The organism is Nonomuraea sp. NPDC050786 (assembly GCF_040654115.1).
Classification (GTDB): domain Bacteria; phylum Actinomycetota; class Actinomycetes; order Streptosporangiales; family Streptosporangiaceae; genus Nonomuraea.
In genome coordinates this window covers 1-24248 of record NZ_JBFAHJ010000033.1, presented here as the reverse complement: position 1 = coordinate 24248, position 24248 = coordinate 1, and the positions used below count along the sequence as shown (strand labels likewise).

Sequence of the window (24248 nt, the reverse complement as noted above, 5' to 3'; positions counted from 1 at the left end):
TCAGCTCCCGCCCTCGCGCCTCCTCTCCTCCTGACGGCCCATCTCGCCGCTCCCGCCGCCGTAGCGGCGCTGCACCGCGTCGGCGCCCTTCGAGATCTGCTCGTCGTACTTGTGGCCGGTGCGCTCCTTGGCGATCCGCTCGGCTCGGTCCAGCAACTGGTCCGCCTGCTTGGAGTGCCCTCTGGCCAGGTTCTCCGCCTTCTTCAGCCACTCCCCGATGCGGCTCATGGTCTTCCCCTTCCTTCCGAGTGCGATCGTCCCGCCCCCTACCCCCGCATCCAGCACATTCACCCCGGCGGCGGCGGAGCCGATCTGTCGGCGCGGCCCCGTACCATGCGGCGCATGACCACGCACGGCTTCACTCTCACCGCCGAGGGCCCGTTCGACTTCGGCGCCTCGCTCCGCTTCGTCGAGGACTGGCCGGCCACCAGCACCCTGCCGTCCGACGGGCGGGCGCTGCGCTTCGCCTACTGCGCCGAGTCCGACTGGCTGCCGATCGGCGTGCGGGTGAGCGCCGCGCCGGGTGGCGTGGAGGTCGCCACCACCCGTCCGGCCGGGCCGGGCATCCGGGGCGAGGTGGCGCGCATCCTCTCCCTCGACGTCGACGGCTCCGGCTTCGCGGCGCTCGGCGAGAGCGACCCGGTCCTCGGCGACGTGCAGCGGCGCTCCCCCGGCCTGCGCCCGCTCTGCTTCTGGAGCCCGTGGGAGGCCGCGTGCTGGGCGGTGATCGTGCAGCGTTCCTCGATGCTCATCGCCTCCCGGATCAAGCAGCGCATCGCCGACCGCTACGGCGCGCAGGTCACCGTGGACGGGCGGACGTACGCGGCCTTCCCCCCGCCCGTGACGCTGCTGGAGGCCGGCGGCCTCGGCCTGCCCGCGCAGAAGGAGGAGTGGCTGCGCGGTCTCGCCCAGGCCGCGCTCGACGGCGTGCTCACCTCCGAGCACCTGCGCGCGCTGGACCCGCAGGAGGCGCTCGCCGAGCTGCGTGCCCTGCCCGGCGTCGGGCCGTTCTCCGCGGGGTTGATCCTGATCCGCGGCGCGGGCGCCCCTGACGCGTTCCCCGGCGACGAGCCGCGCCTGTTCGCCATCCTGCGGGAGGCGTACGGCCTGCCCGAGGACGCGCCCCCGGCCGCCTACCGGAAGCTGGCCGACGCCTGGCGGCCCTACCGCTCCTGGGCCTCCTTCCTGTTCCGGGCGACCGCCTACGGTGTCACGGACGATCAGGAACGCGTGCCGGCCCGGTGAGGCGGGGCTCTGACCGGGTCCCGCCACCTCCCGCCAGGGACGGTGGCGGCATAGTAGGGGGAGCCGACGGCACCCCCAACGACGGAGAAGGGCAGATGGACAACCACATCTATGTCACCCGCACGCTGACCGACGCTGCCATGGCGAAGGTCCGCGAGCTCAACCGTCCCGTGATCGTCGGAGGGGAGGAGCCGCCCGACCGCGCCACGCTGCTGCGCGACGTGGCGGGCGCGGGGGCGGTGGTGTGCACGCTGACCGAGCGGATCGACGCGGAGGTGCTCGACGCCGCGGGGCCCGGCCTGCGCGTCGTCGCCAACACGGCCGTCGGCTACGACAACATCGACGTGGCCGCGGCCACCGCGCGGGGCGTCCGGGTGACCAACACCCCCGGCGTCCTGGACGGCGCGACGGCCGACCTGACCTTCGCGCTGATCCTCGCCGCCTCCCGCCGCGTGCTCGACGGCGACCGGCTGATCCGCGAAGGGACTCCCTGGATCTGGGGGCCGCGGATGATGCTCGGCATCGACCTCAGCGCGGGCGCGACCCTCGGCGTGGTCGGGTACGGCCGGATCGGGCGGGCGGTGGCCCGTCGCGCGCGGGCGTTCGACATGTCCGTGCTGGCCACGCCCACGTCCTCGCCGCTCACGGAGGAGGACCGCCTCGGCGTCGAGTTCGTCGCGCTGCCGGAGCTCCTGGAGCGCAGCGACGTGGTGACCCTGCACTGCCCGCTGACGCCCGAGACCCGCCACCTCATCGACGCGGCCGCGCTGCGCCGCATGAAGCCCACCGCGGTCCTGGTCAACACCGCGAGGGGCGGCATCGTCGACGAGCAGGCCCTGATCGAGGCGCTGCGGTCGGGGGCGCTCGCCGCGGCCGGGCTGGACGTGTTCGAGGGCGAGCCGCGGGTCGACCCCGAGCTGGCCAAGCTCCCCAACACCGTGCTCACGCCGCACATCGGCAGCGCGGGGACGGCGACGCGCGAGCGCATGTGCGGCCTGTCGGTGGCCAACGCGGCCGCCGTGCTCGCCGGGGGCGCCCCGCTCACGCCGGTGAACTGAGGGCCGACAAGGGGTTGCCGTAGTCGCGCGAGTGCGCGATGAGCCCGTCCCGGACCGTGATGATCATGACGTACGTACTGGAGAACGGCCGGCCCGTGGCGGTGATGGACCCGTGCAGGGTGAACTCGGCCACCACCACGTCCGGGTCGGCGGTCTCCAGCAGGTTGATCGCCTCCGCACGCTCGAAGCGCCGGAGGCCGGCCGCCGCCTCGAGCCTGTCGCGCAGGTGATCGCTGCCTGTCGAGCGGGTGGGCACTCCGGGCGGGGCGAACGGGATCTCGATGACGACGTCCGGCGCATACAGGGCCACCAGCGCGGCGTGGTCGTTGGCCACCGAGGCCTCGATCAGCCGCGCGGCGACCTCCTTGGCGGTGGCGGCACCCGGCGTCAGCCGCGCGGCGACCTCCTGGGGGGTGAGGGTGCCCGGCGTGGGCTGGGCGGCGGCGAGCATCGCGGCCAGTTCGGGCAGCAGGCCGACAGCTTCGGCGGCGCCCACGGGGTTGGGATAGTCGAGGTAGGAGAGCACGGCGCCGTCGCGGACGCGGATCACCCCGAGGGAGGAGGCGAACCGGAACGGCGCGCCACCGTCGCGCACGCTCCCGGCGGGCTCGAACTCGACGACGGCCACCTCCGGATCAGTGGTCTCGTAGACGGTGGCACGGACGTCGTCGAAGCGCAGCGCCTGCGCGATGCCATCGGAGGCACCCCGCTTCATGTGCTCGCGGATGACCTGCGCGCCCTCGAACCGGCGCGGCTGCCCGGGCATGCCGAACCGCAGCTCGTAGACGGCGTCGTCGGCGAACACCGCGGTGAAGGCGTCGGCATTCCTATGTGCCAGGGCTTGACGCAGGTGCTCGATGACCGCACGGACGTTCTCGGACATGGCGAATCTCCTGTGGAAAAGGAACCGGCATATAATCGGAACGCGCGCCCCGGTTTCGTGGTCGACAATACGGAACGCGCGCCCCGCTTGTCTACCTGAATGGAGGCTCCCCTCATGACGCCGGACAAGCCGCTGCGCGCGGACGCCCGCCGCAACCGCGCCCGCGTGCTGGCAGCCGCCGAGGCCGCGTTCTCGGCCGAGGGCATGGCGGTGCCGCTGGACGAGATCGCCCGACGGGCAGGCGTCGGCGCCGGAACGGTGTACCGGCACTTCCCCACGAAGGAGGCGCTGTTCGAGGCCGTGATCCACGAGCGGATCGAGCAGTTCGCCAAGGAAGCCCGCGCGCTTTCGGCGGCCGAGCGGCCCGGAGCGGCGTTCACCGCGTTCCTGACCCGCCTGGTCGATCAGGCCATGCTCAACAAGGCGCTGTGCGACGCACTGGAGGCCGCGGGGTCGCCCGTCAAGCCGCTCGACGGCACGCAGCGTGACATCTGGGCCGCCTTCGCCACCCTCCTGGCCGCCGCCCAGCGCGACGGCACCGTCCGTACCGACATCGACCTCTCCGACCTGCGGGCCCTGCTGTCGGGCGCGCTCGCCATGGAGCGCCACGCCCGCGCCGGCGACCGCCCGCCGGGCCGGATGACCGAACTCCTCTTGGATGCCCTGCACGCCCGGCGGTGACGACTCCCCTCGCGACGCAGGGTTTCTCTCCCTTCTGTTCGGAAAGTGGGAGTGCGTCCGGAGCTTCCGGGGGGATACGACCAGAAAGGCATGACATGAGCGCCAAGGACAAGCTCCGCCACAAGGCGGAGGAGCTCAAGGGTCGGGCGAAGAAGAACGTCGGGGACGCCACCGACGACGAACGGATGCAGTCCAGGGGACGCACCGAGCAGACCAAGGGCAGCATGAAGCAGGCGGGCGAGAAGATCAAGGACGCCGGCAAGAAGGTCAAGGGCGCCTTCAAGAAGTGACGGTCGCCCAGGGTACGGATCCGCCCTCGTGTCTCATGGCGCGAGGGCGGGCCGACTGAGCACGGTGAGTGGAGCCCTGCCTACGAACCCGCAAAGTAGGATAACCAGACCAGAAATGTCCGCCCCACAGGAATGTGCCGACGTGTGCGCTGTATTCCTTGCGCAGCATCCGGGCCAAGACTCCCTTCAGTGAGCTGACGAGTGCGGACAGGGCGCCCTTGGGCGGGTAGTGAACCAGCAGGCGGACGTGGTCGTGCTCGCCGTTGAGCTCGCACAGTTCGACCTCGAAGTCGGCGCATACCGCGCAGTTCTTCGCAGCGGATCAGCATTTCGTCGGTGAACACTCCACGCCGGTACTTTGCCACAAACACTAAATGGGCATGGTGGATATAGACGACATATCATTCCCTTTCGCATCGGGGTTCGAATTCCAACGCGGGGACATAAACCAAACGATATGATCCGTGCGTGGAGAAGGTGAAACGAACTCGTGCGCACACGGCGCGACTCGACCTCAGTCCGGCCCAGGCGGCCGTTGTGGACGGGCAAGCCCACACCGCGCGTGCCTTGTGGAATCTGCTCCACGAGTTCACGACCTTCCACCAGGGCCGCCTCCCGTCATTGAAGGAATGCGACGCGGCGATTCGCCAAGCCCGCCACGAGATCGACTGGATGGGGCAACTCCCCGCTCAGGCCGCGCAGGCCGTACTGAAGACCTACCGGCAGGCGTGGGCGAACTTCTTCAACCCCGACCACTCGGCCAAGCGCCCAACGTTCAAGGCACGCCTCCGGTCCCGGATGGCCGTGGACGTCCCCCAGGCCCGCGACTTGCAGATTAGCCGAATCAACCGCAGGTGGGGCGCGGTGAACCTGCCCAAGGTCGGGCGGGTGAAGTTCCGGTGGACAAAAGAACTGCCCGGCCTAACCAAAGGCGGACCCTCCGGGAGGGTCACTGGTGCTCGCCTGGTGAAAGACGCCTACGGGTGGCACATCGTCTTCCGTACCGAACTACTCGGATCCGCCCCCGTCCCGCACACCGGGCCGAAGGTCGGCATCGACCGGGGCATCACGGTCCCCCTGGCCCTGTCCAACGGTCAACACCTTCGGCACGGCCCGCGGCTCACCGAGGGGGAGAACGAGCGGCTGCTGCGTCTGGAACGCAAAAGCGCCCGTCAGCGTGCCACCCGCAAGAAAGGCGACCCGGTATCCAACCGGGAACGCCGCACCTACGACCAGATCGCCCGGCTCCGCGCGACAGCCAAGCGCCGAGCCGTCGACTGGCAGCATCAGAGCACGACCGACCTTGCACGGCGATTCAGCGCGATCGTGGTCGAAGACCTGAACATCACCGCCATGATGGCCTCAGCGTCGGGGACTGTGCAGGAGCCGGGCGTCAACGTCGCCCAAAAGCGGGGCCTGAGCCGCTCGATCGCGAACCAGGCGTGGGGCCGAACGGTCGAGTTCCTGACCTACAAGAGCGCCGACCATGGCGGTCTGCTCACCAAAGTGCGTCCGCACGGCACCAGCCAAGAGTGCCACCGCTGCCACACCACCACCCCAGGATCACGCGAAACGCAGTCCCGGTTCGTGTGCAAGAACCTGGCGTGCGGATGGACCGGCAACGCCGATACCAACGCCGCCCGAAACCAGCTTCATCGGTACAACTCTGCCGCCGGACGGGCGGTCACAGGACGTGGAGACTCCGGGATACCGGGGCCTGTGAAGCGTCAAGCATCCTGTCCCGCAGTCTCGCCCGCACCCGCGCTGCGAGCTGCTGCGTAAGCAGCGCAGGAACCCTCCACATCCATGTGGAGGAGCACGTCAAGTCACTTACGAGTGGGCCGGCAAGCCCTCGTACGGCTCCGTCGCCTGACCGTGCGGCGCCTGGTCACCCGTCCCGCCGGGAGACGGTGAGCATGTGGTTGCTGACCCCGAGAAGCGACGGCACGGACTCCATCGAGCGCTGGGCCTCGAGCAGGAGCGCCCGGCGTTCCGGGTCGTCGAGCCAGTCGTCGACGTCGCCGTAGAGCGCGAACGCGCCCTCCAGCGCGTACCGCTCGACCTCGGGGAACCCGGCGTCGGCGAACTCCCCGGGAACCTCGTCCGGATCGTGGAAGTAGCCGGTGAAACCGCGCGCGGGAGAGAGCATGATGCCGTCCACCATGGCCGCGTGTGCGGCCCGCCGCTGCGGTTCGTCCAGGTAGGCGCCTGTGTAGACCGTGTCGTGCACGGCCGCGTAGCGGCTGATGGTCGCGGCCGCCACCAGACCGCCGGGCCGTACGGCACGGCGGGCCTCCGCCAGGGCCCGCACCCGGTCGGCCCGCTCGTGCAGGTGGTAGAGGGGGCCGAGCAGCAGGACCGCGTCCACGCTCGCGTCCGGCACCGGCAGTCGCCGCGCGTCGCCCAGCCGCGCGGTCACGCCGGTCAGCTCCCCGGCGCGCGCCACGTGCAGCGGGATCGGGTCCAGCAGCTCGACCTCGTAGCCGTCGGCGCTCAGCCACTCGGCGTGCGCACCGGGGCCGCCGCCCACGTCCAGCACCCGGGCGGGCGGCGGCGGCAGCGTGCGGCGCAGCACGTCCTGCGTGCGCCAGAACTCCAGCCGGTTGCGCCCTTCGCGCAGCCGGGCGTGCTCCCTGTCCTGCTCGTAATAGGCGTGCAGCTCCCGTGTCACCGTCATACCTGATCTTGACGGGCCGCCTGCCCGGCTCTCAAACGGTTTACGTACAGGGGTCAAGTTCTCACCGCCGCCAGGCGTGCCGTCCGGCCAAGTCGCAACGGCGCGCCTAACGTGACCGGATGGAGACACCGGATGGGGCTGACATCGCCGACGTGACCACGTACGTCATCGGTGAGTGCGCGCGGTTCGGCACGCGGCTGCGGACGCTGACCCGCCGGCTCGGCCCCGCCGCGGCGGTCGCGGCCGAACGCGAGGAGCTGACGCAGGCCATCGCCTACGCCAGCGCCGCCCTGGCCGATCTGCTCCTCACCGTGCACCCGGTCCAGCACGAGGACCTGCAGCACCTCCTGATCGATCGCGCCAACGGTCACCGCCACCCGACCCGTGACCGCGGCCCTCGGGAGCCCGCCGACGCCGGAGCGCCCGGCCCGGCCACCCGCCAGCACCCGTCGGTCCGTGACCTGCCATGGGTGGCCACGGCTTGACGGGAAGTTGGCGCCCGTCGTCCCTCCGGCACGTTTCGGCGGCCGTCACCGGGCACGGAGCACGGTAGGCCCGCCGGCGTGCACCGGCGCGGCCGCCCGACGGAGGGGAGCCCGCCATGGCCACGCAGGACGATGTGATCGAGGTCCTGGTCAGCGATCACCGCGAGGTCGAGCAGTTGTTCGGCGAACTGGAGCAGATGACCGGCAGCATCGGCGAACAGGCCAAGACCCTGGCGGAAAAGGTGGTCATCGAGCTGGTCAGGCACTCGATCGCCGAGGAGTGGTACCTGTATCCGGCCGTGCGCGAGCACGTGCCCGGTGGCGACAAGCTGGCCGATCAGGAGCTCTCCGAGCACGCCGAGGCCGAGCGGACGATGAAGCGGCTGGAAGGGCTGGAGCCCGGCGAAAGGGAGTTCTGGCCCACCATGGAGCTCCTGATGAGCCAGATCAGGGAGCACGTCCGGGAGGAGGAGAGCGACCTGTTCCCGCGGCTGCGCCAGGCCTGCCCGCCCGAGCGGCTGGCCGAGCTGGGCGGCAAGGTCGAGGCGGCCAAGAAGCTGGCGCCCACCCGCCCGCACCCCCTGGCGCCCGACAGCCCGCCCGCCGGCAAGCTGCTCGCGCCGGGAGCCGGACTCGTGGACCGCATCCGCGACGCCATCACCGGCCGGGGCCGCTCCTGACCTGTGGATCACCCAAAAGGAATTGACGTGCCCGTTCCGCAATCGTCGACCGGGCCCGTGACGATCGAGGCGGGGAAGGGGAACGGAAAGGGGGGCCACGAGAACGTACCGGCAGGGAGGCATGACCGAATCCAGCGGAATCGAGCGCATGCTGGTCGCACTGCTCGAGGCCAGTCACACGAGCACGCTGGAGCGCCTGCCGGCGCTGGCCACCGAGTACGGCGCGCACGCCGGCCTCGGCGAGGTGACGATCTACCTCGCCGACCTGCAGCAGATGACGTTGCGTCGGCTGCGCTGCCCCGGCGCCCATGACCGGCCCGCCGAGGAGCTGCGCGTGGACGGCAGCCTGGGGGGACGGGCCTTCCAGGAGGTACGCTGCCTGCCGCAGAGCGGGGAGCACGGCGAGCGCCACTGGTGGATCCCGCTGCTGGACGGCACCGAACGGCTGGGACTGCTGCGGATCCGCAGCGACGCGGACGACGTCCCGCCGGCCGCCGTCCACCTGGCCAGCCTGGTCGCGCTCCTGGTCGTCAGCCAGCGCCCGCAGAGCGACGAGTACCAGCGCCTGCTGCGTTCGCGACCGATGAACGTGGCAGCCGAGATGCAGTGGCAACTGCTCCCGCCGCTGACCTTCTCCACCCCTGAAGTGACCGTGGCAGCCGTGATCGAGCCCGCCTACGAGGTGGGCGGCGACGTGTTCGACTACGCCCTGTACGGCGACACCCTGCATCTCGCCGTCTTCGACGCGATGGGCCACGACGTCTCGGCGGGCCTGACTGCCAACCTGGCCATGGCCGCCAGCCGCAACCACCGCCGCCAGGACATGGACCTCACCGCCAACAGCAAGGCCATCGAGCGGGTGCTGATCCAGGAGTTCGGCCGCGGCACCCGGTTCGTGACCGCCGTCATGGCCGACCTGAACCTGCGCACCGGCCTGCTCACCTGGATCAACCGCGGCCACCCGCTGCCGGTGCTGATCCGCGGCGGCCGCTGGATCACCACGTTGACGTGCCCGCCCGCCCACCCTCTCGGCCTGGACCTCGGCATCCCCGTGACCGTCTGCCAGGAGCAGCTGGAGCCGGGCGATCGGCTGCTGCTGTACACCGACGGCATCGTCGAGGCCGGCGCCGCTCAGGGCAGCGAGTTCGGGCTCGCCCGGTTCGTGGACTTCATCATCCGCCACAGCAGCTCCAGCCTGCCCGTCCCCGAGACGCTGCGCCGGCTGGTCAAGAGCATCCTCGACTACCACCACGGCGAGCTGCACGACGACGCCACCGTGGTGGTGACCGAATGGCATGGTTTCGCCGGATCGGCTCTCCCGGAGGGAACATCATGAGTGACGCGTACGACCAGGTGGCGATCGTCACCGGGGCGGACTCCGGCATCGGCAAGGCCACCGCCGTGGCCCTCGCCGAGCAGGGGTTCGACGTCGGCATCACCTACCACACGGACCGCGAGGGCGCGGAGGACACGGCGGCCCAGGTACGCGCGCTGGGCCAGGTGCCGGCGGTGCGCGGGCACGACCTGACCGATCCCGAACGGGCGTCGGCGGTCGTCGACGAGCTGGCCGAGGAGCTGGGCGGGGTCGGCGTGCTGGTCAACAACGCGGGCACCGGCACGAGCGAGCCGCTGCTCGAGATGGGCTACGAACGCTGGCGCTCCGTCCTGGCGGTGGACCTCGACGGGGCGTTCCTGTGCGCGCAGCGGGCCGCCAGGCGCATGGTCGCGTCGGGCAGGGGCGGCCGCATCGTCAACGTCACCAGCGTGCACGAGGAGTACCCGAGGGTGGGGGCGGGGCCGTACTGCGCGGCCAAGGGCGGGCTGCGCATGCTCAGCCGGGTGCTGGCGCTGGAGCTGGCGGAGTACGGCATCACCGTGAACTCCGTGGCGCCCGGCGAGATCGCCACCCCGATGACCGGGCAGGAGGACCTGCCGCCGCAGCCCGGCACCAGGCCCGGCTACCCCGTCCCCCGGCCCGGGGACGCCCGCGAGGTGGCCGCGGTCGTGGCCTTCCTCGCGAGCCCGTCCTCGTCATATGTCACCGGGACGACCGTGTTCGTCGACGGCGGGCTGGGGCTGATGGGGCCCCAGGCCGCCGGCTCCCTCGGCTCAGGCGACTGGCGTAACGGTTGAGCCCAGGGCGGCCGCTCAGCGCTCGCAGCGCACCGGATAGGTGGCCTGGGCCGCGGGCTTGTTGTGGTTCAGGACCTCGATCCTGACCGTTCCGTCGGTCCTGGCCGGCCGGCTCCAGCTCCAGGCCTGGATGCCGAGGACGCCGCTCTCCGGGATCTTGTGGGTGAACGTCTCCCGGTCCTGGCCGTCGATCACCCACTTGTAGGTGACCTCCGTGCCCGGCGCCGCCCTGAACTCGCCGAAGGCGGTCATGTACGGGTCGGCCACGCAGTCCCCGTAGTAACCCATGGGCTCGATCTGGGTGATCTGCACCGTGCCCGGGGAGGGTTCGGCCGGCACGCACGCCCAGCTGTACGGCTCCTGCTTGGCGGGCTTGTTCTGGTTCAGGATCTCCAGCCGGACCACGCCGGTGCCGCCCGACTTGGCGTTGCTGTACCAGAAGTCGCCGATCCTGCTCCGGACACCCGGCTTGAGCTGGGCGGTCCTGAGCGTGCCCGGCTTGCCGTCGACGACCAGCCGGTACTTGACCTCCGCCTCGCGATCCGTCGTGACCATCGCGTCGGCCCGCAGGCTGAACGCGCTGTCGCACCGGCCGTGGAAGTGGGAGGTCAGCATGTACTCGAAGGTCAGCTTGGCGTCGCCGCCCGCGTCGGCGCAGGCGAGGGTGAACGTGCGCTCCGCCGGCTCGGCGGGGCCGCCCTCGGCCATGAGACCGAGGGTATGGGTGCCGTTCCTGGTGGAGTCGAGGCTCCAGGCGGCGGAGACCTCACGCGTGCGGGGCTGGTCGCCGGCTGGGAAGTCGACGACCTGCTCCTGCCACTTGGAGCCGTCGAGGATCCACCGGTACGTGACCTTCCGCGCCGGACCGGCCGGGAGCGAGACGCGGCCGGTCGCCTGGTAAGCGATGGGCTCCAGGCAGTCGCCCTCGTAGTCGCCCGGCGTGACGTCCACGATCTGCGGCACCGGCTTCTGCGCGGGCGGCTCAGTCGTCGGGGTCGGCGTCGGGGTCGGCGTCGGGCTCGTCGTCGGCGTGGGGGTGGGGGTGGGCTGCGGCCCGGTCCCGCAGGTCACCTGGTACGCGGCCCGTCTCGAGTCGTGACCGCCGGCGGCGAGGATGCGGATGGCCTTCCAGCCGCTGCCGGAGCTGCCCACGGCCAGCGGCAGCGTGACCTGCCGGCTGCGGGGCCCGCCCGCCGCGAAGAAGAGCGACTCGGGCCGCCCCTCCCCCGCGCTGCTGTCGATCCACCGGTAGTCGACCCTGGCGGGCGTGCGCGACACCTGGATGGTGCCGGTGAACGTCACCGTCGTCGGGCAGGCGCCGCGGTAGGTCGCCGGGTCGGCGGTCACGTCGGCCGCGGCGACCAGGGGCCCGCCGGGCCGTGCGGGCAGCGGGTGGGAGACGTCCCACACCTCGCTGGGGCCCGCGCAGACGACGCTGAACCGCGCCTTGGCCGACAGGCCCCTCCTGCCGACGATCTCCACGGCCTGCCAGCCGGAGGTGCTGCGGTCGAACGTCTGGCGGTCCGTCACGGCCACCCTCCGCGTGCCGTTCACGCGGAAACTCTTGATGGCGCCCTTGCTGCCGTCACCGCGTACCCAGCGGTAGCGCACGACTCCCCTGCCCTTGGCGGCCACCACGGCCGAGAAGCCGACCGTGGTGGGGCAGGCGCCGGACTGCTTGGCGGGGCTCGCCTTGACCTTGGCCACAGCCGTCCTGACGGCCGGGGCGGCGGGGGCGGCGAGCGCAGGTGGGGCGGCCAGCAGGCTGCCGAGCAGCGCGGCACCCAGCAGCAACGCTGTCCTTCTCATCGGGGGTCCCTTTCTCTTCATCGAGCGGGACCATGCTCCACGGAGCGGCTTGGGAGTCACTTGGACCCCTCTTGTAACGCGCGAAGTCAGACGCCCTTCACCGCGTACGTGACCAGCGTCGTGAGCACTTCCTTGACCGACTCGCGCTCGCGCACGTCGCACAGCACGATCGGGATGCTCTCGTTCAGCGCGAGCGCCCGCCGTACCTTGGCCGGGTCGTAGCGGCGGGCGCCCTCGAAGCAGTTCACGCCCACCACGAACGGGACCCCGCGCTGCTCGAAGTAGTCCACCGCGGGGAAGCAGTCCTCCAGGCGTCGGGTGTCGGCGAGCACGACGGCGCCGAGCGCGCCCAGCGCCAGTTCGTCCCACATGAACCAGAAGCGGTCCTGCCCGGGGGTGCCGAACAGGTACAGCCACAGCCCCTCGCGGATGGTGATGCGGCCGAAGTCCAGCGCGACGGTGGTCGTGGTCTTGGACTCCACGCCTGAGGTGTCGTCCACCCCGATGCCCCGCTCGCTCAGCAACTCCTCGGTGTGCAGGGGCCGGATCTCGCTGATCGTGCCGACCATGGTCGTCTTGCCGACGCCGAAGCCACCGGCGATGAGGATCTTGATGGCCAAGGCGGAGGCGACCGCCGTCGCCCCCGGCTCAGAGGCTGCGTAGTCCATGCAGAACTTCCCTGTAAATCCGTTCGTCGATCGTCTGCGCCACGGGGCGCGGACGTTCGATGGTGACAAGCCCCTCCCGCCGCAGATCGCCCAGGATCACCCGGGTGATGTTGAGCGGCAGCTTGAGGTGCGCCGCGACATCCGCGACGGGGGTGGGCTTCTGGCACAGCGACAGCACGGCGCGGTGCTCGGGGATCAGTTCCGCGGGCTCGTAGGAGCCGCTGACTGTCGTGACGATGGCCACCAGGTCGAACGTCTCTCCCTGCGGCCGCGCCCGGCCCCCGGTGAGCCCGAAGAGCCGGAGCAGCGGCCCTGGATCCTCTCCGGTCACAGTCTCGCGCCGTTCCAGGCGGGTGCCGGCGCCGCTCCCCTCGGCTGGGAGGAGAGGTGCTCGCCGACCCGCTTGACGAGGAGGGCCATCTCGTACGTGACCATGCCCAGCTCGGCGTCGCCCGAGGCGAGCACGGCCAGCCGGGCGCCCTGTCCGGCCGCGGTGACGAAGAGGAAGCCCCCCTCCATCTCGATGATCGTCTGCCGCACGCCGCCGAGGGCGAAGTGCCGTCCGGCGCCCATGGCGAGGCTGTGGCTGCCGGCGGAGATGGCGGACAGGTGCTCGGCGTCCTCCCGGGTCAGGCCCCGGGAGCCGCCCATGGCCAGCCCGTCCGCGGACAGCACGATGGCGTGCCTGATGCCGGGAACACGCTGGGTGAGGTCGTCGAGCAGCCAGCTCAGTTCGCTTCTGGAGTCAGGCATCGGGATGGTCGTCCTTTCGGTTCCGCAAATCTCGTCCCTGCTCGGCCTGGCGGCGACCTTGCTGCCAGCCGCGTTGCATGGACGACATGATCTGGGCGAGCTCTTCCGGCGAGCGCGCCGAGACGGCGCGCCGGTCCCCGCTCCTGGCGGCGGCACGGAGCTGGGGAGCCATGTTGGTCTGCGGCACCCGCATCGGCAGCCCGTCGAGGTCCTCCTCCGCCGCCGGGGCCAGGTCCGTGACGCTCCACTCCCCCGGCCGGCCGGAAGAGGCGGCGGGGCCGGGCACCGGCGTCGGGATCGGCCCGGTGACGTGCTCGCCCGCCGGCCCGCGCGCCGACCCGTTCGCAGGGCCGTACCCCGACCCGTTCACTGGGCCGTGCCCTGATCCGTGCCCTGATCCGTGCCCTGATCCGTTCACAGCGCCGTTCACAGCGCCGTTCGCAGCGCCGTGCGCCGGTTCGTGAGCGGGGCCGGTCGCGGGCTCGGGCTGGGGCGCGCTCTCGGTCATGGGCTCCGTTCTCTGCGCGGGGGCTTCGAACCAGGTCCCGCGCTCGACATCGGTGACGGCCGTCCCGTTGGCCCGGCCCTCGGCGGGGCCCGTGCCGAGCGCGCGCATGGGCCTGCTCGCGCGGGCGACGACGTGCTCCGCCGGGGCCACGGCCGGCGGCTGGGTGTTGGCGAGCAGGGTGGCGGGCAGCAGCACGATCGCGGTGGTCCCGTCGTACGGCGAGGGGCGCAGCGAGACCTTGATCCCGTGCCGGGCCGCGAGCCTGGACACCACGAAGAGGCCGAGCCGGTCGCTGTCGGCCAGGTCGAACTCCGGCGGGTCGGCCAGCCTGGCGTTGATCTCGTGGAGGGTGGTGGGGTTCAGGCCGAGGCCCCGGTCCTCGACTTCGAGCGCGAAGCCGTTGGCCGCCGTCATGCTGCGGACGTGCACGGTCGTGTCGGGCGGGGAGAAGGCGGTGGCGTTCTCCACCAGCTCGGCCACCAGGTGGATCACGTCGGTGACCGCGCCGCCGACCAGGAGCGGGGCGTTCGGCATCGGCACGACCGTGACGCGGGTGTAGTCCTCGACCTCCAGCACCGCCGCGCGTACGACGTCGAACAGCGGCACCGGGTCGCGCCAGCGGCGCGCGGGGACGGAGCCGGACAGGATGATCAGGTTCTCGGCGTGCCGCCGCATGCGGGTGGTCAGGTGGTCGAGCTTGAACAGGTCCTCGAGGACCTCCGGCTCGTCGACCCGGCGCTCCATGGTGTCGAGCATCGCGAGCTGGCGGTGGAGCAGCGCCTGGTTGCGCCGGGCCAGGTTGAGGAAGACCTGGCCGACGCCCTTGCGCAGGGTCGCCTGGCCCACCGCGGCCTCGACCGCCGTGCGGCGTACGGCGGAGAACGCGTGCACCACCCGGTCGACCTCGGCCGTGTCGGCGGCGTCGAGGTCGGGAGCCTCGGTGGCCGGGTCCACGTCCTCGCCTCGGCGCAGCCGCTCGACCAGCCAGGGCAGCCGCTTCTCGGCCAGTTCCACCGCCGACCCCTGCAGGCGGCTGAGCTCGGCGATCAGCGAGCGGCCGAACCGGTACGACAGCGCCACCGACGCCAGCACCGCCGCCAGGCCCAGGACGAGGACGAGCCCGATCCGCCAGTACGCGCCGGTCTTCAGCGCGTCGGCCTCCGCCGTGGTGCGGGCCAGCTCCGTCTCGGTGTCGCGGTTGATCGCACCGAGGAGGGCGTCGATGTCGCTCCGCCACTGGGAGGGGTTCACCGGCGGCGCGCCACCGCTGGTGTCCCACGTGAACAGCAGGTCCTCTGTCTCCAACAGCCTCCGGTACGGGCCGCCGTCGACCAGCTTGTCGTAGTTCACCCGCAGCTCGGGGCCGATGTCGCGCTCGGCGTTGGCGAAGATGAGCCTGCGGCTGGTGAACGCGGCGACGAACGCGGCCCGGTCGACCGGCGTCATCCTGCGGTGCACCATCGTGCTGGTGAGCACGGCGTGCTCGCGGCCCAGGTACTCAGCCGTGGCGCTGTAGGCGGCCATGCCGCGCACCGATCGGAAGGACGAGACGTCGCTCAGCGCGTCGCGGTCGTTGAACTGCTTGTTGGCCACGCTGATCAGGTTGTTGTACGCGTCGATCATCGCCACCGGCGGAGCGAGCACGCCGCCGTCGGCGGACTCGCGCAGCGCCTGCAGCCCGTCGAGCGCCTGAAGCAGCGCGTGCACCTGGGCCGGGGTCCCACCCGCCTGCCCGTCAACGGATCCGACGATCTGGCGCAGGCGTTCGGCCTTGGCATCGGTGGCCCGCCGCTGCGCGGCCAGCGGCGCGTACCTGGCCGTGCCGCGTGGCGCCTCGGCCGAGAGCTGCCGCTCCCTCTGTAACTCCACGATGAGCTGGTGCACCGGCGAGCCGATGGCCTCCCAGCGGTCCTGTGCCTGGGAGACCGTGACGATCTCGTCCACGCTCGAGTAGGCGATGAAGCCCCACAAGGCGACCATGGAGACCAGCGGAAGCAGGAGGATCCTGAGCAGCTTGGTACGGATCGGTGGGGGCGAACTCATCCTTCATGTCCAATTCCGCGCATGGCGATGCGCTTCTGGGCAGTCGTGAACCGGCACCGCCCCCGAGAACCTCTGCCACGACTGGCATTGTGGTCCGTCCACTATGCCGATGGGGCAGAAGTACTTCAAGGTACAGATGCGAAGATTCACCGCGAATGGCGGGTTGACTCTTTGTCAGCACACGGTTCGTGACCGTGACAGTTGGCATCTCACGCAGAGTTACAGAACGGGACTCGAAATGACGGCCGGTCAGGCCGGCCGGCGGCAGCTTGATCGTTTCCGGATGTCCGATAACCTCGGCCGGCCGCCGCATGCCGGCAGCCCTCATTCCAGCTAGCTAGCACGCCGAGGTGCCGTTTCCCGGGATCGAAGATGGGTGCTGGTGGTGAAGACGGCGACCCTCCGCAGCGGGAATCGTAGGGCAGTACGAGCAGGCTTCTCAGCCGAGGAAGGGAGGCGATGACCATCGACATCCACGGTCTGCCGGTCATGGGTTACGTCATCTTGCGCTGTTCCGGGCCGCGCCCGCTGAGCAAGACGGACACACTCCACCGTGACCGACCATTCATCCCGAGCCCGGACGGTGACCGCACGCGCGTCCTGGAGACGGCGGCCCGCCGGCTGCGCGGGCTCGTGCACAGGGCGAGATCCGTGCTCCAGGAGCACCACGCGTCGTGGGAACTGCCACAGGATCCGGCCTCGATACCGGCCGGGCGTCACCTCATCAGCAACAAGCTCAGCGAATGGGGAGTCCATCGGCGCAGCGAGATCATGGACACCATGCAACTGCTCGCCAGCGAGCTGCTCACCAACGCCGTGGAACATGCCCGTGGGGACCCGGTCCTCACCCTTTCGGCCCGCGGCGACACCCTTCGCTGCGAGGTTTGGGACGAGGACCCGCGGCTCCCGTGCACCCGGCGGCACGGCCCCACCGACGAGGGCGGGCGCGGCCTCTTCATGGTCCATCTGCTGGCCAGGCGCTGGGGAGTCGATCTCACTCACACGGGCAAGGCCGTGTGGTTCGAGACCGGCTGACAGCCGCCGGGCCTGTTCGTGACCCTAGAGGTCCTCAGGAACGTCGATCATCTTGTTGAGCAGCGGCACGAGCTGCTCCTCCTCGTAATCCAGGTGCGCCTCCAGCTCCGCACCGAGCCGGTCGAGCTCGGTCGCGAGTCCGGCGGGGTCGCCGGTGTCCAGCAGGGTCCGGATCTGAGCCAGGATGCGCGCCACCACCTGGTGCTCGCCGCGCAGCCGGGTCAGCACCGTGGCCAGCTCGGGGTGCAGGCCGTCCAGGTGCGGGAAGAGGACGTCGTCCTCGCCGGCATGGTGGGCGTGCAGGGCCTGGCAGAAGGTCAGGCAGTGCTCCCGGAGGCCGGGGCTCCAGCTCGCCGTACGCCGCAGTTCCGCGAGGTCGCGGCGGAAACCGTCGTGCAGTTTCACCAGTTCGTCGCCCCATGCGATCAGCCGCTGTCCGGCGGCGCCGCCGTCGTGCGTCATGCCGTCTCCTCCCTCACCAGGCCCGGAACCCGGGCCAGAGCACCGTGCGCGTAACCGAAGATCGCAGAGACCAGGGCCGCGAGCGCGGAGGTGCCGAAGCTCCATCCCGCCCCGGAGCCGGACATCACGGCCGCGGTCACCGCGCCGGCCAGGCTGCTTCCGACGAGCCGCACCAGGGCGTTCACGCCTCCGGCCGCCGCGGTCTTGGCGGGTTCGACGTGTTCGACGGCCATCGTGCCGAGCGCCGCGTACCCGAGGCCGAGGCCCACGCCGAGGACGACTGACGCCCCGTACAGGTCGAACGGCCGGTGGTGCGCCACGCTCAGCCACAGGGTGGCCACGGCCACCAGCGAGGAGCCGCTGCCGACCAGCGACGAGGCCGAGAAGGCGCGCATGAGACGGCCCGCGAACAGCGAGACCACCAGCATCAGCAGCGCCGCCGGCAGCAGGTACAGGCCGACCTGGAGCACCGAGGCGCCCAACTCGGTCTGCACCACGGCCGACAGCGTGGTGATGGCCCCGAACAGCGCGAACCCGAGCAGCAGCGACGCCACCGTCGCGCCCACCGTCCCCCGGTGCGTCAGCATGGGGATCTCGATCAGCGGCGACGCGGCACGCCGGGCCGTCGCGACCCAGAGGGCGAACACCGCCACGGCCGCTCCGAGCAGCCCCAAGGTGGGCGGGGACGTCCAGCCCCAGGCCGCGCCCTTGGTGATGGCCAGCAGCAGGCAGACCAGCCAGGCGGCCACCAGTGCGGCGCCCACGAGATCGGGACGCCCGTCGGGCGCGGGCCGGGCCGGTTCGGGGACGAAGAGGGCGACGAGCACCAGCCCGACGGCGCCGAGCCCCGCCAGGATCCAGAACAGCGCCTGGTACGTGCCGCCGACCAGGCCCGCGAGGATCATGCCGGCGCCGCTGCCGACTCCCATCATGGCGCTCAGCACGCCGATGGCCGTGGGGAGCCGGTCGCGTGCCACCTGCTGCCTGGCCACGCCCATGGCCAGCGGCAGCACGGGCGCGGCCACGCCCTGCAGCACGCGCCCGGCGATGACCAGGGCGAGCGTGGTGGCCACGGCGCTCAGCAGGGCGCCGATGATCAGCAGGCCGAGGGTGGCCATGACCACGCGCCGCCTGCCGTACAGGTCGCCGAGGCGCGACAGCAGCGGGATGGAGACCGCTCCGGACAGCAGCGCGGAGGTCACGGTCCAGGAGGCGGAGGTGAGCGGCACCTCGAGCTGGCGCTGCAGCACGGGAAGCAGGGGCACCACCGCGGTCATCTGCAGGGTTCCCACGGCCACGGCGAACGCGAGCACGCCGACAGCCGCCCAGGAGGACTTTTTATACATGTATAGAAAGTAACATGACAGGATGCCGGCGCGTACGGGGCGGCCCCCCAAGATCTCCAGAGCGGACATCGTCTCCGCGGCCCACCGCATCATCGGCGAGGAGGGCGTACCGGGCCTGACCATGCGCAGACTCGCCCGCGAGGTGGGCGCCACGCCGATGGCTCTCTACCACCACGTCCAGGACAAGGACGAGCTGCTCCTGCTGCTCCTCGACGACTACGCGAGCGGCATGCCCCGGCCGGAGCTGCCCGACGAGCCCGGGGACGAGCGCATCGTGGCCGCCGCCGTCGCCATGCGGCAGGCGTTGACCGGCGTGCCGTGGGCCGTCGAGGTGCTCAGGGCCGACGACCTGATGTCCGTGCACGCGCTGTGGTATCCGGAGACCATCATCGACGCGGCCGTACGCGCCGGGCTCACCCCGGAGGCGGCCGTGGACCTCTACCGGATCATCTGGCACTACACCGCGGGCGAGATCACCGCGCGGGCGGCCGCCGCCCGCAGGCGCGAGGGCGGCCGGACGACGTACCGCGGCCGGCTCTTCGCCGACCTTGACGCGGCCGAGTTGCCGCGCCTGGCCGCGCTGGGCGAACGCTGGGAAGAGCTGACCGCCCGCGACACCTTCGAAAAGGGGGTACGGGCGGTCGTGCGCGGCCTGCTGCGTCCCTAGCTCGTGACGGCGCGTTCCTCCGTGAGCGCGGCCGTCGGCGTCCCCCAGGACTCGAGTCTCGTACGGATCTCCTCGGGCACGGGGTGGGCCAGCGCGTCGCGGTAGGCCTCCTCCAGGAGCGCGTCGATCTCGACGCGCCTACCCGACTCCGCGGAGCGGACGGCCGCCGCCACCATGGCGAGGCTGCGGATGTTGCCGGCGATCGTCCCCGAAGGCGCCACGCCCGTACGCAGCGCCGCGACGAATTCCACGAGCGCTCCGGCGATCTGCTCACTGCCGCCGGGCGGCACGGCGACCGCGCCGCTGACGCTGGAGGCGACCCGGTCCTCGCCGTCCCAGGTGGCCGTGCCCTCGGAGCCGGAGGCTCGCCACTCGCCGTTCCAGGACGTCTCCAGGCCGTCCGCGCACCAGCTCCCGGTGAACACGTAGCGGGCGCCGTCGTCGAAACGGAAGTTCGCCGTCGCCGCCGCGTCGCCCCGGTACCAGCTCCAGGCCGGATTCCAGCTCTCGCAGACGACGGAGACCGGCTCCGCGCCGAGCAGGTACCGGGCGGCGTCGAAGGCGTGGATGGCCATGTCGACCAGCAGCGGCTGCTCCATCTCGTCGCGGAAGCCGCCGAACCTCGGGCCGCGGAAGAAATCGGTGGTGAGCAGCCCGACCGTGCCGAGCTCGGCGAGCCGGCGCCGGTACTCCGCCAGGGCGGCGAAGTACCGGCGCGACTGGCTGATCATCAGCAGCTGCCCGGACGCCTCGGCCGCCGCGGCCTGGACGAGCGCCTCCGCGAGCGTCGGCGCCGCCGGTTTCTCGCACAGGACCGGCAGCCCGGCGAAGAGCGCCTCGGTGTTGACCGCGCCGTGCGCGGCCGGAACGGTGACGTTCACGACCGCGTCCGGCGCGGTGGGCGCGAGGAGCTCGCCGAGCGAGGCGCCCACCTTGATGTCGCCGCCGACCGCCCGTACGGCCTCCTGTGCCAGCTCCGTGTCGAGGTCGACCACTCCGACGAGCTCGACGTCGTCGGAGTCGGTCAGGGTCCGTATCCAGGCGCGGCCCATCGAGCCGGCCCCCACCTGGACGACGCGGAGCGGGCGCGCCGGATCGGCGGCACGGGCGAAACCGCTCACTCGGCGCTCTCCTTGTTGTTCATGGCGCCGCGGTAGCCGTGGCCGCCGAAGAAGTCGCCCATGTCGTAACGGAGCAGCGTGGGCAGCTCTCGCCGTGACCGGTCACCGGCCGCCCATTCGACGCCGTTGGCGATGACGTGCAGGACGTCCGGGTGGTGGTACACCGGGTAGTCCTGGTCGCCCGGGCTGAAGTAGAAGATCTTGCCGTTGCCGCGCCGGAAGGTGCAGCCGCTGCGGAAGACCTCGCCGCCGGTGAAGGAGCTGATGAAGATCAGCTCGTCGGGCGCCGGGATGTCGAACTGCTCGCCGTACATCTCCTGGGCGGGGATCTCGATGGGGTGCGGGATGCCGCGGGCGATGGGATGGGTGGGGTTCACCGTCCAGACCAGCTCGCGGTCGTTCTCGCTGCGCCAGCGCAGGGTGCACGTGGTGCCCATGAGCTTGACGAAGATCTTCGACCAGTGGCCGGAGTGCAGCACGATCAGCCCCATGCCCGACAGGACGTGCCGGTGCACCCGCTCGACCACCTCGTCGGCCACCTCCGCGTGCGCGGCGTGACCCCACCAGATGAGCACGTCGGTGTTGGCCAGCACCTCCTCGGTCAGGCCGTGCTCGGGCTCGTCCAGCGTGGCCGTGGCGACGGTCGCCTTCTCGCCCAGCCAGCCCTCGATGCCCCGCCGGATGGCGTTGTGCATGCCGTCCGGGTAGATCTCGGCCACACGGGGTTCGACCTGCTCGTGGCGGTTCTCGCCCCATACGGTGACGTTCAGCTGCACGCGCATTCCTTTCTCATTTGATCGCGCCGTTGATGGTGCCCGCCGGGATGGAGGGGGACGCATCGCTCTCAAGGGATGGACAATAGGGATGTAAAGCGCTTAACCGATCTCGTTCGTGATGCATGGTGCGCCTGTCGCTCTGTGATGTCAATAACTAGTTAAGCGATTTACCGAGGCAGCCACGAGAGGGTTACCCTGCTCTTCTCGCGCCCTCACGAGCCGGGAGGCAGCATCCATGGTCACGATGCGCGACGTCGCGGAACGCGCCAATGTCTCCATCGCCACGGTCTCCTTCGTCCTCAACGGGACCAAGCGGGTCGCGCCGGAGACGCGCGCCCGCATCGAGGCGGCCATCGAGGAGCTCGACTACAAGCGGAACGTCGTCGCCCGCGCCCTGGCCAGCTCGCACACGCGCATCCTCGCGCTGCTGCACCCCTGCCGCGAGGCCTGGCCGAACGCCACCGGCAACCAGTTCGTCATGAGCGCCGCCAACGGCGCTCGCGAGCGCGGCTACGACTTCGTCCTGTGGCCCCTGAACGACGACGAGCAGATGTCCCACCTGCTCGCCGGCGGTCTCGTCGACGGCGTGCTGCTCATGGAGGTCCAGCTCCGCGACCCCCGCGTCGACCGGCTCATCGCCTCCGGGCTCCCCTTCGCGCTGATCGGGCGGACCGAGGACGAGGAGCTGCCGTACGTCGACATGGACTTCGCCGCCACGATCGACCAGGCGGTCGAGCATCTCCGCTCGTTCGGCCACCGGCGCATGGCGCTGGTCACCCTGCGCATGAAGGACCCGGCCGGGAACGAGCCGGGCTGGATCACGCGGGTGAAATCCGCCTACCTCGACGCGATGGCGGCCCTCGGCGAGCCGGCCGCCGTCATCACCGTGGAGGGCTCCTCGGCCGGAGGACGGGAGGCGGCCCACCGGCTCAGCGAGGACTTCACGGAGGCGACGGCCGTCATCCTGGTGAACGAGCGCGCCTCGGCGGGACTGGTCAAGGGATCACGAGCGCTCGGCCGCACCGTGCCGGACGACTTGTCGATCATCTCCGCGGCGACCAGCGCCGAGTTCGGCGAGATGATCGAGCCGTCCCTCACCGTCATGGCGGCACCGGCCGCCCAGCTGGGACGCCTGGGCGTGAACGCCCTGATCGACCAGCTCGAAGGGGCCCAGGACGCTCCCCCGCACGTCCTCATCCCCTGCACCCTGGTCCCGGGCCAGTCAGTCGGCCCCGCCCCGACCCGCTAGCCGCCATTACAGAGCGGAGCCCGCCGCACATGTCCGGATCCGGCCGGACGTGCCCCCGTGCCACGGAACATCCTTTCTTCTCGTTGACGCGCGGCGCCGCCGCGCCCCGATCGAGAAGGATCTCTCATGCTCGCCAAGGTGTTCCCCATCAAGCTCAAGCCCGGCAAGCAGGCCGAGGCGGAGGCCATCGTCCACGAGTTCGCGCCGAAGGGCCCCGAGCAGGAGGACGGCACGCTGTCGTTCCGCGTCTACCGTGACCCGGCCAATGTCGACTACTTGCTCTTCGTGGAGCACTTCGCCGACCAGGCCGCCTATGACGCCCACACAGGCTCCCCCGCCTACCAGGAGCTCATCGCCGGCCGGTTCGCCGAGCTGATCGTGGAGTTCGTCGAGATCGACCACGAACTCCTGGTCGGCATCTAGCATGACGCCGACCACGAGGACGCGGGCGGCCCGCTTCAGGGCCCTCCACCAGGGCACGGTGCTCGTGCTCCCCAACGCCTGGGACGCCGCCTCCGCCGCCCTGATCGAAGCCGCGGGGGCGCGGGCGATCGCCACGACGAGCGCCGGCGTCTCCTGGGCGAACGGGGCGCCGGACGCCCACGGGCTCGGCAGGCAGCAGATGGTCGCGGCCGTCGCCCGCATCGTGGCGGCCGTGACCGTGCCGGTGACCGCCGACATCGAGGGCGGGTACGGCCCCGGCCCCGGCGACGTCGCGGCCACCGTCCGGGCGGTGGTCGAGGCCGGCGCGGTGGGCGTCAACCTCGAGGACTCCCCCGGTACCGACGGCGCGCCCTTGCTGGCGCCGCAGGACCAGGCCCGGCGCATCGCCGCGGCGCGGGCGGCGGCGGAGGAGGCCGGCGTCGATCTGTTCGTCAACGCCCGTACCGACGTCTACCTGGCCGGCGTCGGCGCGCCCGGGGACCGGCTCGCCGACGTGGAGAGGAGGGCACGGGTCTACGCCGACGCGGGCGCCGACGGGCTGTTCGTGCCGGGCCTGCTGGAGCTGGACGCCGTCGCCCGCCTGGCCGGCGGGCCGTTGCCGCTGAACGTGATGACCGGGCCCGGCGCCCCGCCGGTGCATGAGCTGGCGGCGGCGGGAGTCGCGCGGGTGAGCGTCGGCTCGGCGATCGCCCAGTCCGCGTACGGGTCAGCCGCGCGAGCGGCCGCCGAGCTGCTCACCGGCGGCACGTACGCGGCGCTGGCGAACGGCCTCGACTACGGCGCGCTCAACGCCGTCTTCCGGTAAGGGGCTCCGTGGGGCGCCGGCGCGTGCCGACCCCCACGGAGCCCCGTCTCAGCCGGTCGGCGGGGTGTAGGTCAGCTGCGCCACCCCGTGGTCGAAGCCCCGGCATCCGGCGAGGGCCGGCGTCGTTCGCGGCGCGCCCTCGGGGAAAAGCCGTGCCCCGGTGCCCAGCGCCACCGGGTAGACGGACAGGTGCAGCTCGTCGACCAGCCCGTCCGCGTCGTAGCCTCCGAGCACGGTCGAGTGCCCGTGATCGCGCCGATGGCCTCGCCCGGCGCGGGCGTGAACCCGGCCTGCCGCACCTCTCGGCGCAGCTGGGCGGCGGGCGATCCGGCGATCTAGGGCCTGTTCTGAGTTCGGATCTCTATGTGGGCTGCAGGCTTCGGATCCACAAGATGGCACCACGTAGGTGGAGCCCAGCGAGATAGCTTTC

27 protein-coding genes and 1 pseudogene are annotated in these 24248 nt (G+C 71.4%); 14 read left to right on the top strand and 14 right to left on the bottom strand.

What is annotated here, in order from left to right; genetic code table 11:
* A complete protein-coding gene (locus AB0H84_RS42245) occupies positions 1 to 228 on the bottom strand; it encodes an antitoxin (RefSeq protein WP_357617562.1) in 228 nt (75 codons plus the stop codon).
* Between the two features lie 114 nt (positions 229 to 342).
* Between AB0H84_RS42245 and AB0H84_RS42240 the strand changes: the two genes are divergently transcribed.
* Positions 343 to 1245, top strand: coding sequence for a hypothetical protein (locus AB0H84_RS42240; RefSeq protein ID WP_357617560.1), 903 nt, complete (start codon positions 343 to 345; stop codon positions 1243 to 1245).
* 95 nt (positions 1246 to 1340) lie between these two features.
* Positions 1341 to 2303: a D-glycerate dehydrogenase gene (locus AB0H84_RS42235; RefSeq protein ID WP_357617558.1), complete on the top strand. Its 963-nt coding sequence runs from the start codon at positions 1341 to 1343 to the stop codon at positions 2301 to 2303.
* Here AB0H84_RS42235 and AB0H84_RS42230 read toward each other — a convergent pair.
* Positions 2287 to 3186, bottom strand: a complete 900-nt coding sequence (locus tag AB0H84_RS42230) for a nuclear transport factor 2 family protein (protein ID WP_357617556.1) — start codon at positions 3184 to 3186, stop codon at positions 2287 to 2289. The genes AB0H84_RS42235 and AB0H84_RS42230 overlap by 17 nt on opposite strands.
* Positions 3187 to 3300: 114 nt before the next feature.
* Here AB0H84_RS42230 and AB0H84_RS42225 point away from each other — a divergent pair, with 114 nt between their 5' ends.
* Positions 3301 to 3867 (top strand): helix-turn-helix domain-containing protein, encoded by a 567-nt coding sequence (locus AB0H84_RS42225; protein ID WP_357617554.1) that lies wholly within the window; start codon positions 3301 to 3303, stop codon positions 3865 to 3867.
* 95 nt (positions 3868 to 3962) lie between these two features.
* Entirely contained in the window at positions 3963 to 4157 is a 195-nt protein-coding gene (locus AB0H84_RS42220) for a CsbD family protein (RefSeq protein WP_357617552.1), read from the top strand.
* 106 nt (positions 4158 to 4263) lie between these two features.
* Here AB0H84_RS42220 and tnpA read toward each other — a convergent pair.
* Positions 4264 to 4546: pseudogene (gene tnpA, locus AB0H84_RS42215) on the bottom strand (IS200/IS605 family transposase); the annotation flags it as partial.
* Positions 4547 to 4625: 79 nt separating this feature from the next.
* Between tnpA and AB0H84_RS42210 the strand changes: the two are divergent.
* Positions 4626 to 5939 (top strand): transposase, encoded by a 1314-nt coding sequence (locus tag AB0H84_RS42210; protein WP_357617550.1) that lies wholly within the window; start codon positions 4626 to 4628, stop codon positions 5937 to 5939.
* A gap of 106 nt (positions 5940 to 6045) precedes the next feature.
* Here the strand turns inward: AB0H84_RS42210 and AB0H84_RS42205 are convergent, their stop codons facing one another.
* Positions 6046 to 6834, bottom strand: a complete 789-nt coding sequence (locus AB0H84_RS42205; protein WP_357617548.1) for a methyltransferase domain-containing protein — start codon at positions 6832 to 6834, stop codon at positions 6046 to 6048.
* A 119-nt stretch (positions 6835 to 6953) separates the two neighbouring features.
* Between AB0H84_RS42205 and AB0H84_RS42200 the strand changes: the two genes are divergently transcribed.
* From AB0H84_RS42200 to AB0H84_RS42185, 4 genes are all read left to right on the top strand, one after another.
* Entirely contained in the window at positions 6954 to 7319 is a 366-nt protein-coding gene (locus AB0H84_RS42200) for a hypothetical protein (protein ID WP_357617546.1), read from the top strand.
* A 116-nt stretch (positions 7320 to 7435) separates the two neighbouring features.
* Positions 7436 to 7999: a hemerythrin domain-containing protein gene (locus AB0H84_RS42195; RefSeq protein WP_357617544.1), complete on the top strand. Its 564-nt coding sequence runs from the start codon at positions 7436 to 7438 to the stop codon at positions 7997 to 7999.
* A gap of 121 nt (positions 8000 to 8120) precedes the next feature.
* Positions 8121 to 9335 carry a PP2C family protein-serine/threonine phosphatase gene (locus AB0H84_RS42190; protein ID WP_357617542.1) on the top strand — a complete coding sequence of 405 codons (1215 nt, stop codon included), beginning with the start codon at positions 8121 to 8123 and terminating at the stop codon, positions 9333 to 9335.
* On the top strand, positions 9332 to 10132 hold the full coding sequence (locus AB0H84_RS42185) for an SDR family oxidoreductase (protein WP_357617540.1): 801 nt from the start codon (positions 9332 to 9334) through the stop codon (positions 10130 to 10132). Before AB0H84_RS42190 ends, AB0H84_RS42185 begins: the two co-directional genes overlap by 4 nt.
* A gap of 15 nt (positions 10133 to 10147) precedes the next feature.
* Here AB0H84_RS42185 and AB0H84_RS42180 read toward each other — a convergent pair whose 3' ends face one another.
* The 5 genes from AB0H84_RS42180 to AB0H84_RS42160 form a co-directional block, all read right to left on the bottom strand.
* On the bottom strand, positions 10148 to 11941 hold the full coding sequence (locus AB0H84_RS42180; RefSeq protein ID WP_357617539.1) for a hypothetical protein: 1794 nt from the start codon (positions 11939 to 11941) through the stop codon (positions 10148 to 10150).
* An 86-nt stretch (positions 11942 to 12027) separates the two neighbouring features.
* Positions 12028 to 12609, bottom strand: coding sequence for an ATP/GTP-binding protein (locus tag AB0H84_RS42175; protein WP_357617537.1), 582 nt, complete (start codon positions 12607 to 12609; stop codon positions 12028 to 12030).
* The gene (locus AB0H84_RS42170; RefSeq protein WP_357617535.1) at positions 12590 to 12940 is read right to left on the bottom strand and encodes a DUF742 domain-containing protein; all 351 of its coding nucleotides are present in this window, start codon (positions 12938 to 12940) and stop codon (positions 12590 to 12592) included. The genes AB0H84_RS42175 and AB0H84_RS42170 overlap by 20 nt, the downstream gene beginning before the upstream one ends.
* Entirely contained in the window at positions 12937 to 13362 is a 426-nt protein-coding gene (locus tag AB0H84_RS42165) for a roadblock/LC7 domain-containing protein (protein ID WP_344989923.1), read from the bottom strand. The genes AB0H84_RS42170 and AB0H84_RS42165 overlap by 4 nt, the downstream gene beginning before the upstream one ends.
* A complete protein-coding gene (locus tag AB0H84_RS42160) occupies positions 13355 to 15913 on the bottom strand; it encodes a nitrate- and nitrite sensing domain-containing protein (protein WP_357617533.1) in 2559 nt (852 codons plus the stop codon). The genes AB0H84_RS42165 and AB0H84_RS42160 overlap by 8 nt, the downstream gene beginning before the upstream one ends.
* Before the next feature lie 459 nt (positions 15914 to 16372).
* Between AB0H84_RS42160 and AB0H84_RS42155 the strand changes: the two genes are divergently transcribed.
* On the top strand, positions 16373 to 16948 hold the full coding sequence (locus tag AB0H84_RS42155) for an ATP-binding protein (RefSeq protein WP_357617531.1): 576 nt from the start codon (positions 16373 to 16375) through the stop codon (positions 16946 to 16948).
* Between the two features lie 24 nt (positions 16949 to 16972).
* Here AB0H84_RS42155 and AB0H84_RS42150 read toward each other — a convergent pair whose 3' ends face one another.
* On the bottom strand, positions 16973 to 17410 hold the full coding sequence (locus AB0H84_RS42150) for a hemerythrin domain-containing protein (protein WP_357617530.1): 438 nt from the start codon (positions 17408 to 17410) through the stop codon (positions 16973 to 16975).
* Positions 17407 to 18756, bottom strand: coding sequence for an MFS transporter (locus AB0H84_RS42145; RefSeq protein WP_357617529.1), 1350 nt, complete (start codon positions 18754 to 18756; stop codon positions 17407 to 17409). The genes AB0H84_RS42150 and AB0H84_RS42145 overlap by 4 nt, the downstream gene beginning before the upstream one ends.
* A 22-nt stretch (positions 18757 to 18778) precedes the next feature.
* On the opposite strand from AB0H84_RS42145, the gene AB0H84_RS42140 reads away from it, so the two are divergent.
* Positions 18779 to 19423: a helix-turn-helix domain-containing protein gene (locus AB0H84_RS42140; RefSeq protein ID WP_357617526.1), complete on the top strand. Its 645-nt coding sequence runs from the start codon at positions 18779 to 18781 to the stop codon at positions 19421 to 19423.
* On the opposite strand, the gene AB0H84_RS42135 is transcribed toward AB0H84_RS42140, so the two are convergent.
* Both AB0H84_RS42135 and AB0H84_RS42130 read right to left on the bottom strand, forming a co-directional pair.
* A complete protein-coding gene (locus tag AB0H84_RS42135) occupies positions 19420 to 20544 on the bottom strand; it encodes a Gfo/Idh/MocA family oxidoreductase (protein ID WP_357617525.1) in 1125 nt (374 codons plus the stop codon). The genes AB0H84_RS42140 and AB0H84_RS42135 overlap by 4 nt on opposite strands.
* Complete coding sequence (locus AB0H84_RS42130) at positions 20541 to 21326, bottom strand: ThuA domain-containing protein (RefSeq protein WP_357617523.1); 786 nt, start codon at positions 21324 to 21326, stop codon at positions 20541 to 20543. The genes AB0H84_RS42135 and AB0H84_RS42130 overlap by 4 nt, the downstream gene beginning before the upstream one ends.
* Before the next feature lie 229 nt (positions 21327 to 21555).
* Between AB0H84_RS42130 and AB0H84_RS42125 the strand changes: the two genes are divergently transcribed.
* The 3 genes from AB0H84_RS42125 (at position 21556) to AB0H84_RS42115 (ending at position 23818) form a co-directional block, all read left to right on the top strand.
* Positions 21556 to 22569, top strand: a complete 1014-nt coding sequence (locus AB0H84_RS42125) for a LacI family DNA-binding transcriptional regulator (RefSeq protein WP_357617521.1) — start codon at positions 21556 to 21558, stop codon at positions 22567 to 22569.
* Between the two features lie 126 nt (positions 22570 to 22695).
* Complete coding sequence (locus tag AB0H84_RS42120) at positions 22696 to 22992, top strand: antibiotic biosynthesis monooxygenase (protein WP_357617520.1); 297 nt, start codon at positions 22696 to 22698, stop codon at positions 22990 to 22992.
* A 1-nt stretch (position 22993) separates the two neighbouring features.
* Positions 22994 to 23818, top strand: a complete 825-nt coding sequence (locus tag AB0H84_RS42115; RefSeq protein ID WP_357617518.1) for an isocitrate lyase/phosphoenolpyruvate mutase family protein — start codon at positions 22994 to 22996, stop codon at positions 23816 to 23818.
* A gap of 48 nt (positions 23819 to 23866) precedes the next feature.
* Here AB0H84_RS42115 and AB0H84_RS42110 read toward each other — a convergent pair whose 3' ends face one another.
* Positions 23867 to 24052: a hypothetical protein gene (locus AB0H84_RS42110; RefSeq protein WP_357617516.1), complete on the bottom strand. Its 186-nt coding sequence runs from the start codon at positions 24050 to 24052 to the stop codon at positions 23867 to 23869.
* Positions 24053 to 24248: the final 196 nt, after the last annotated feature.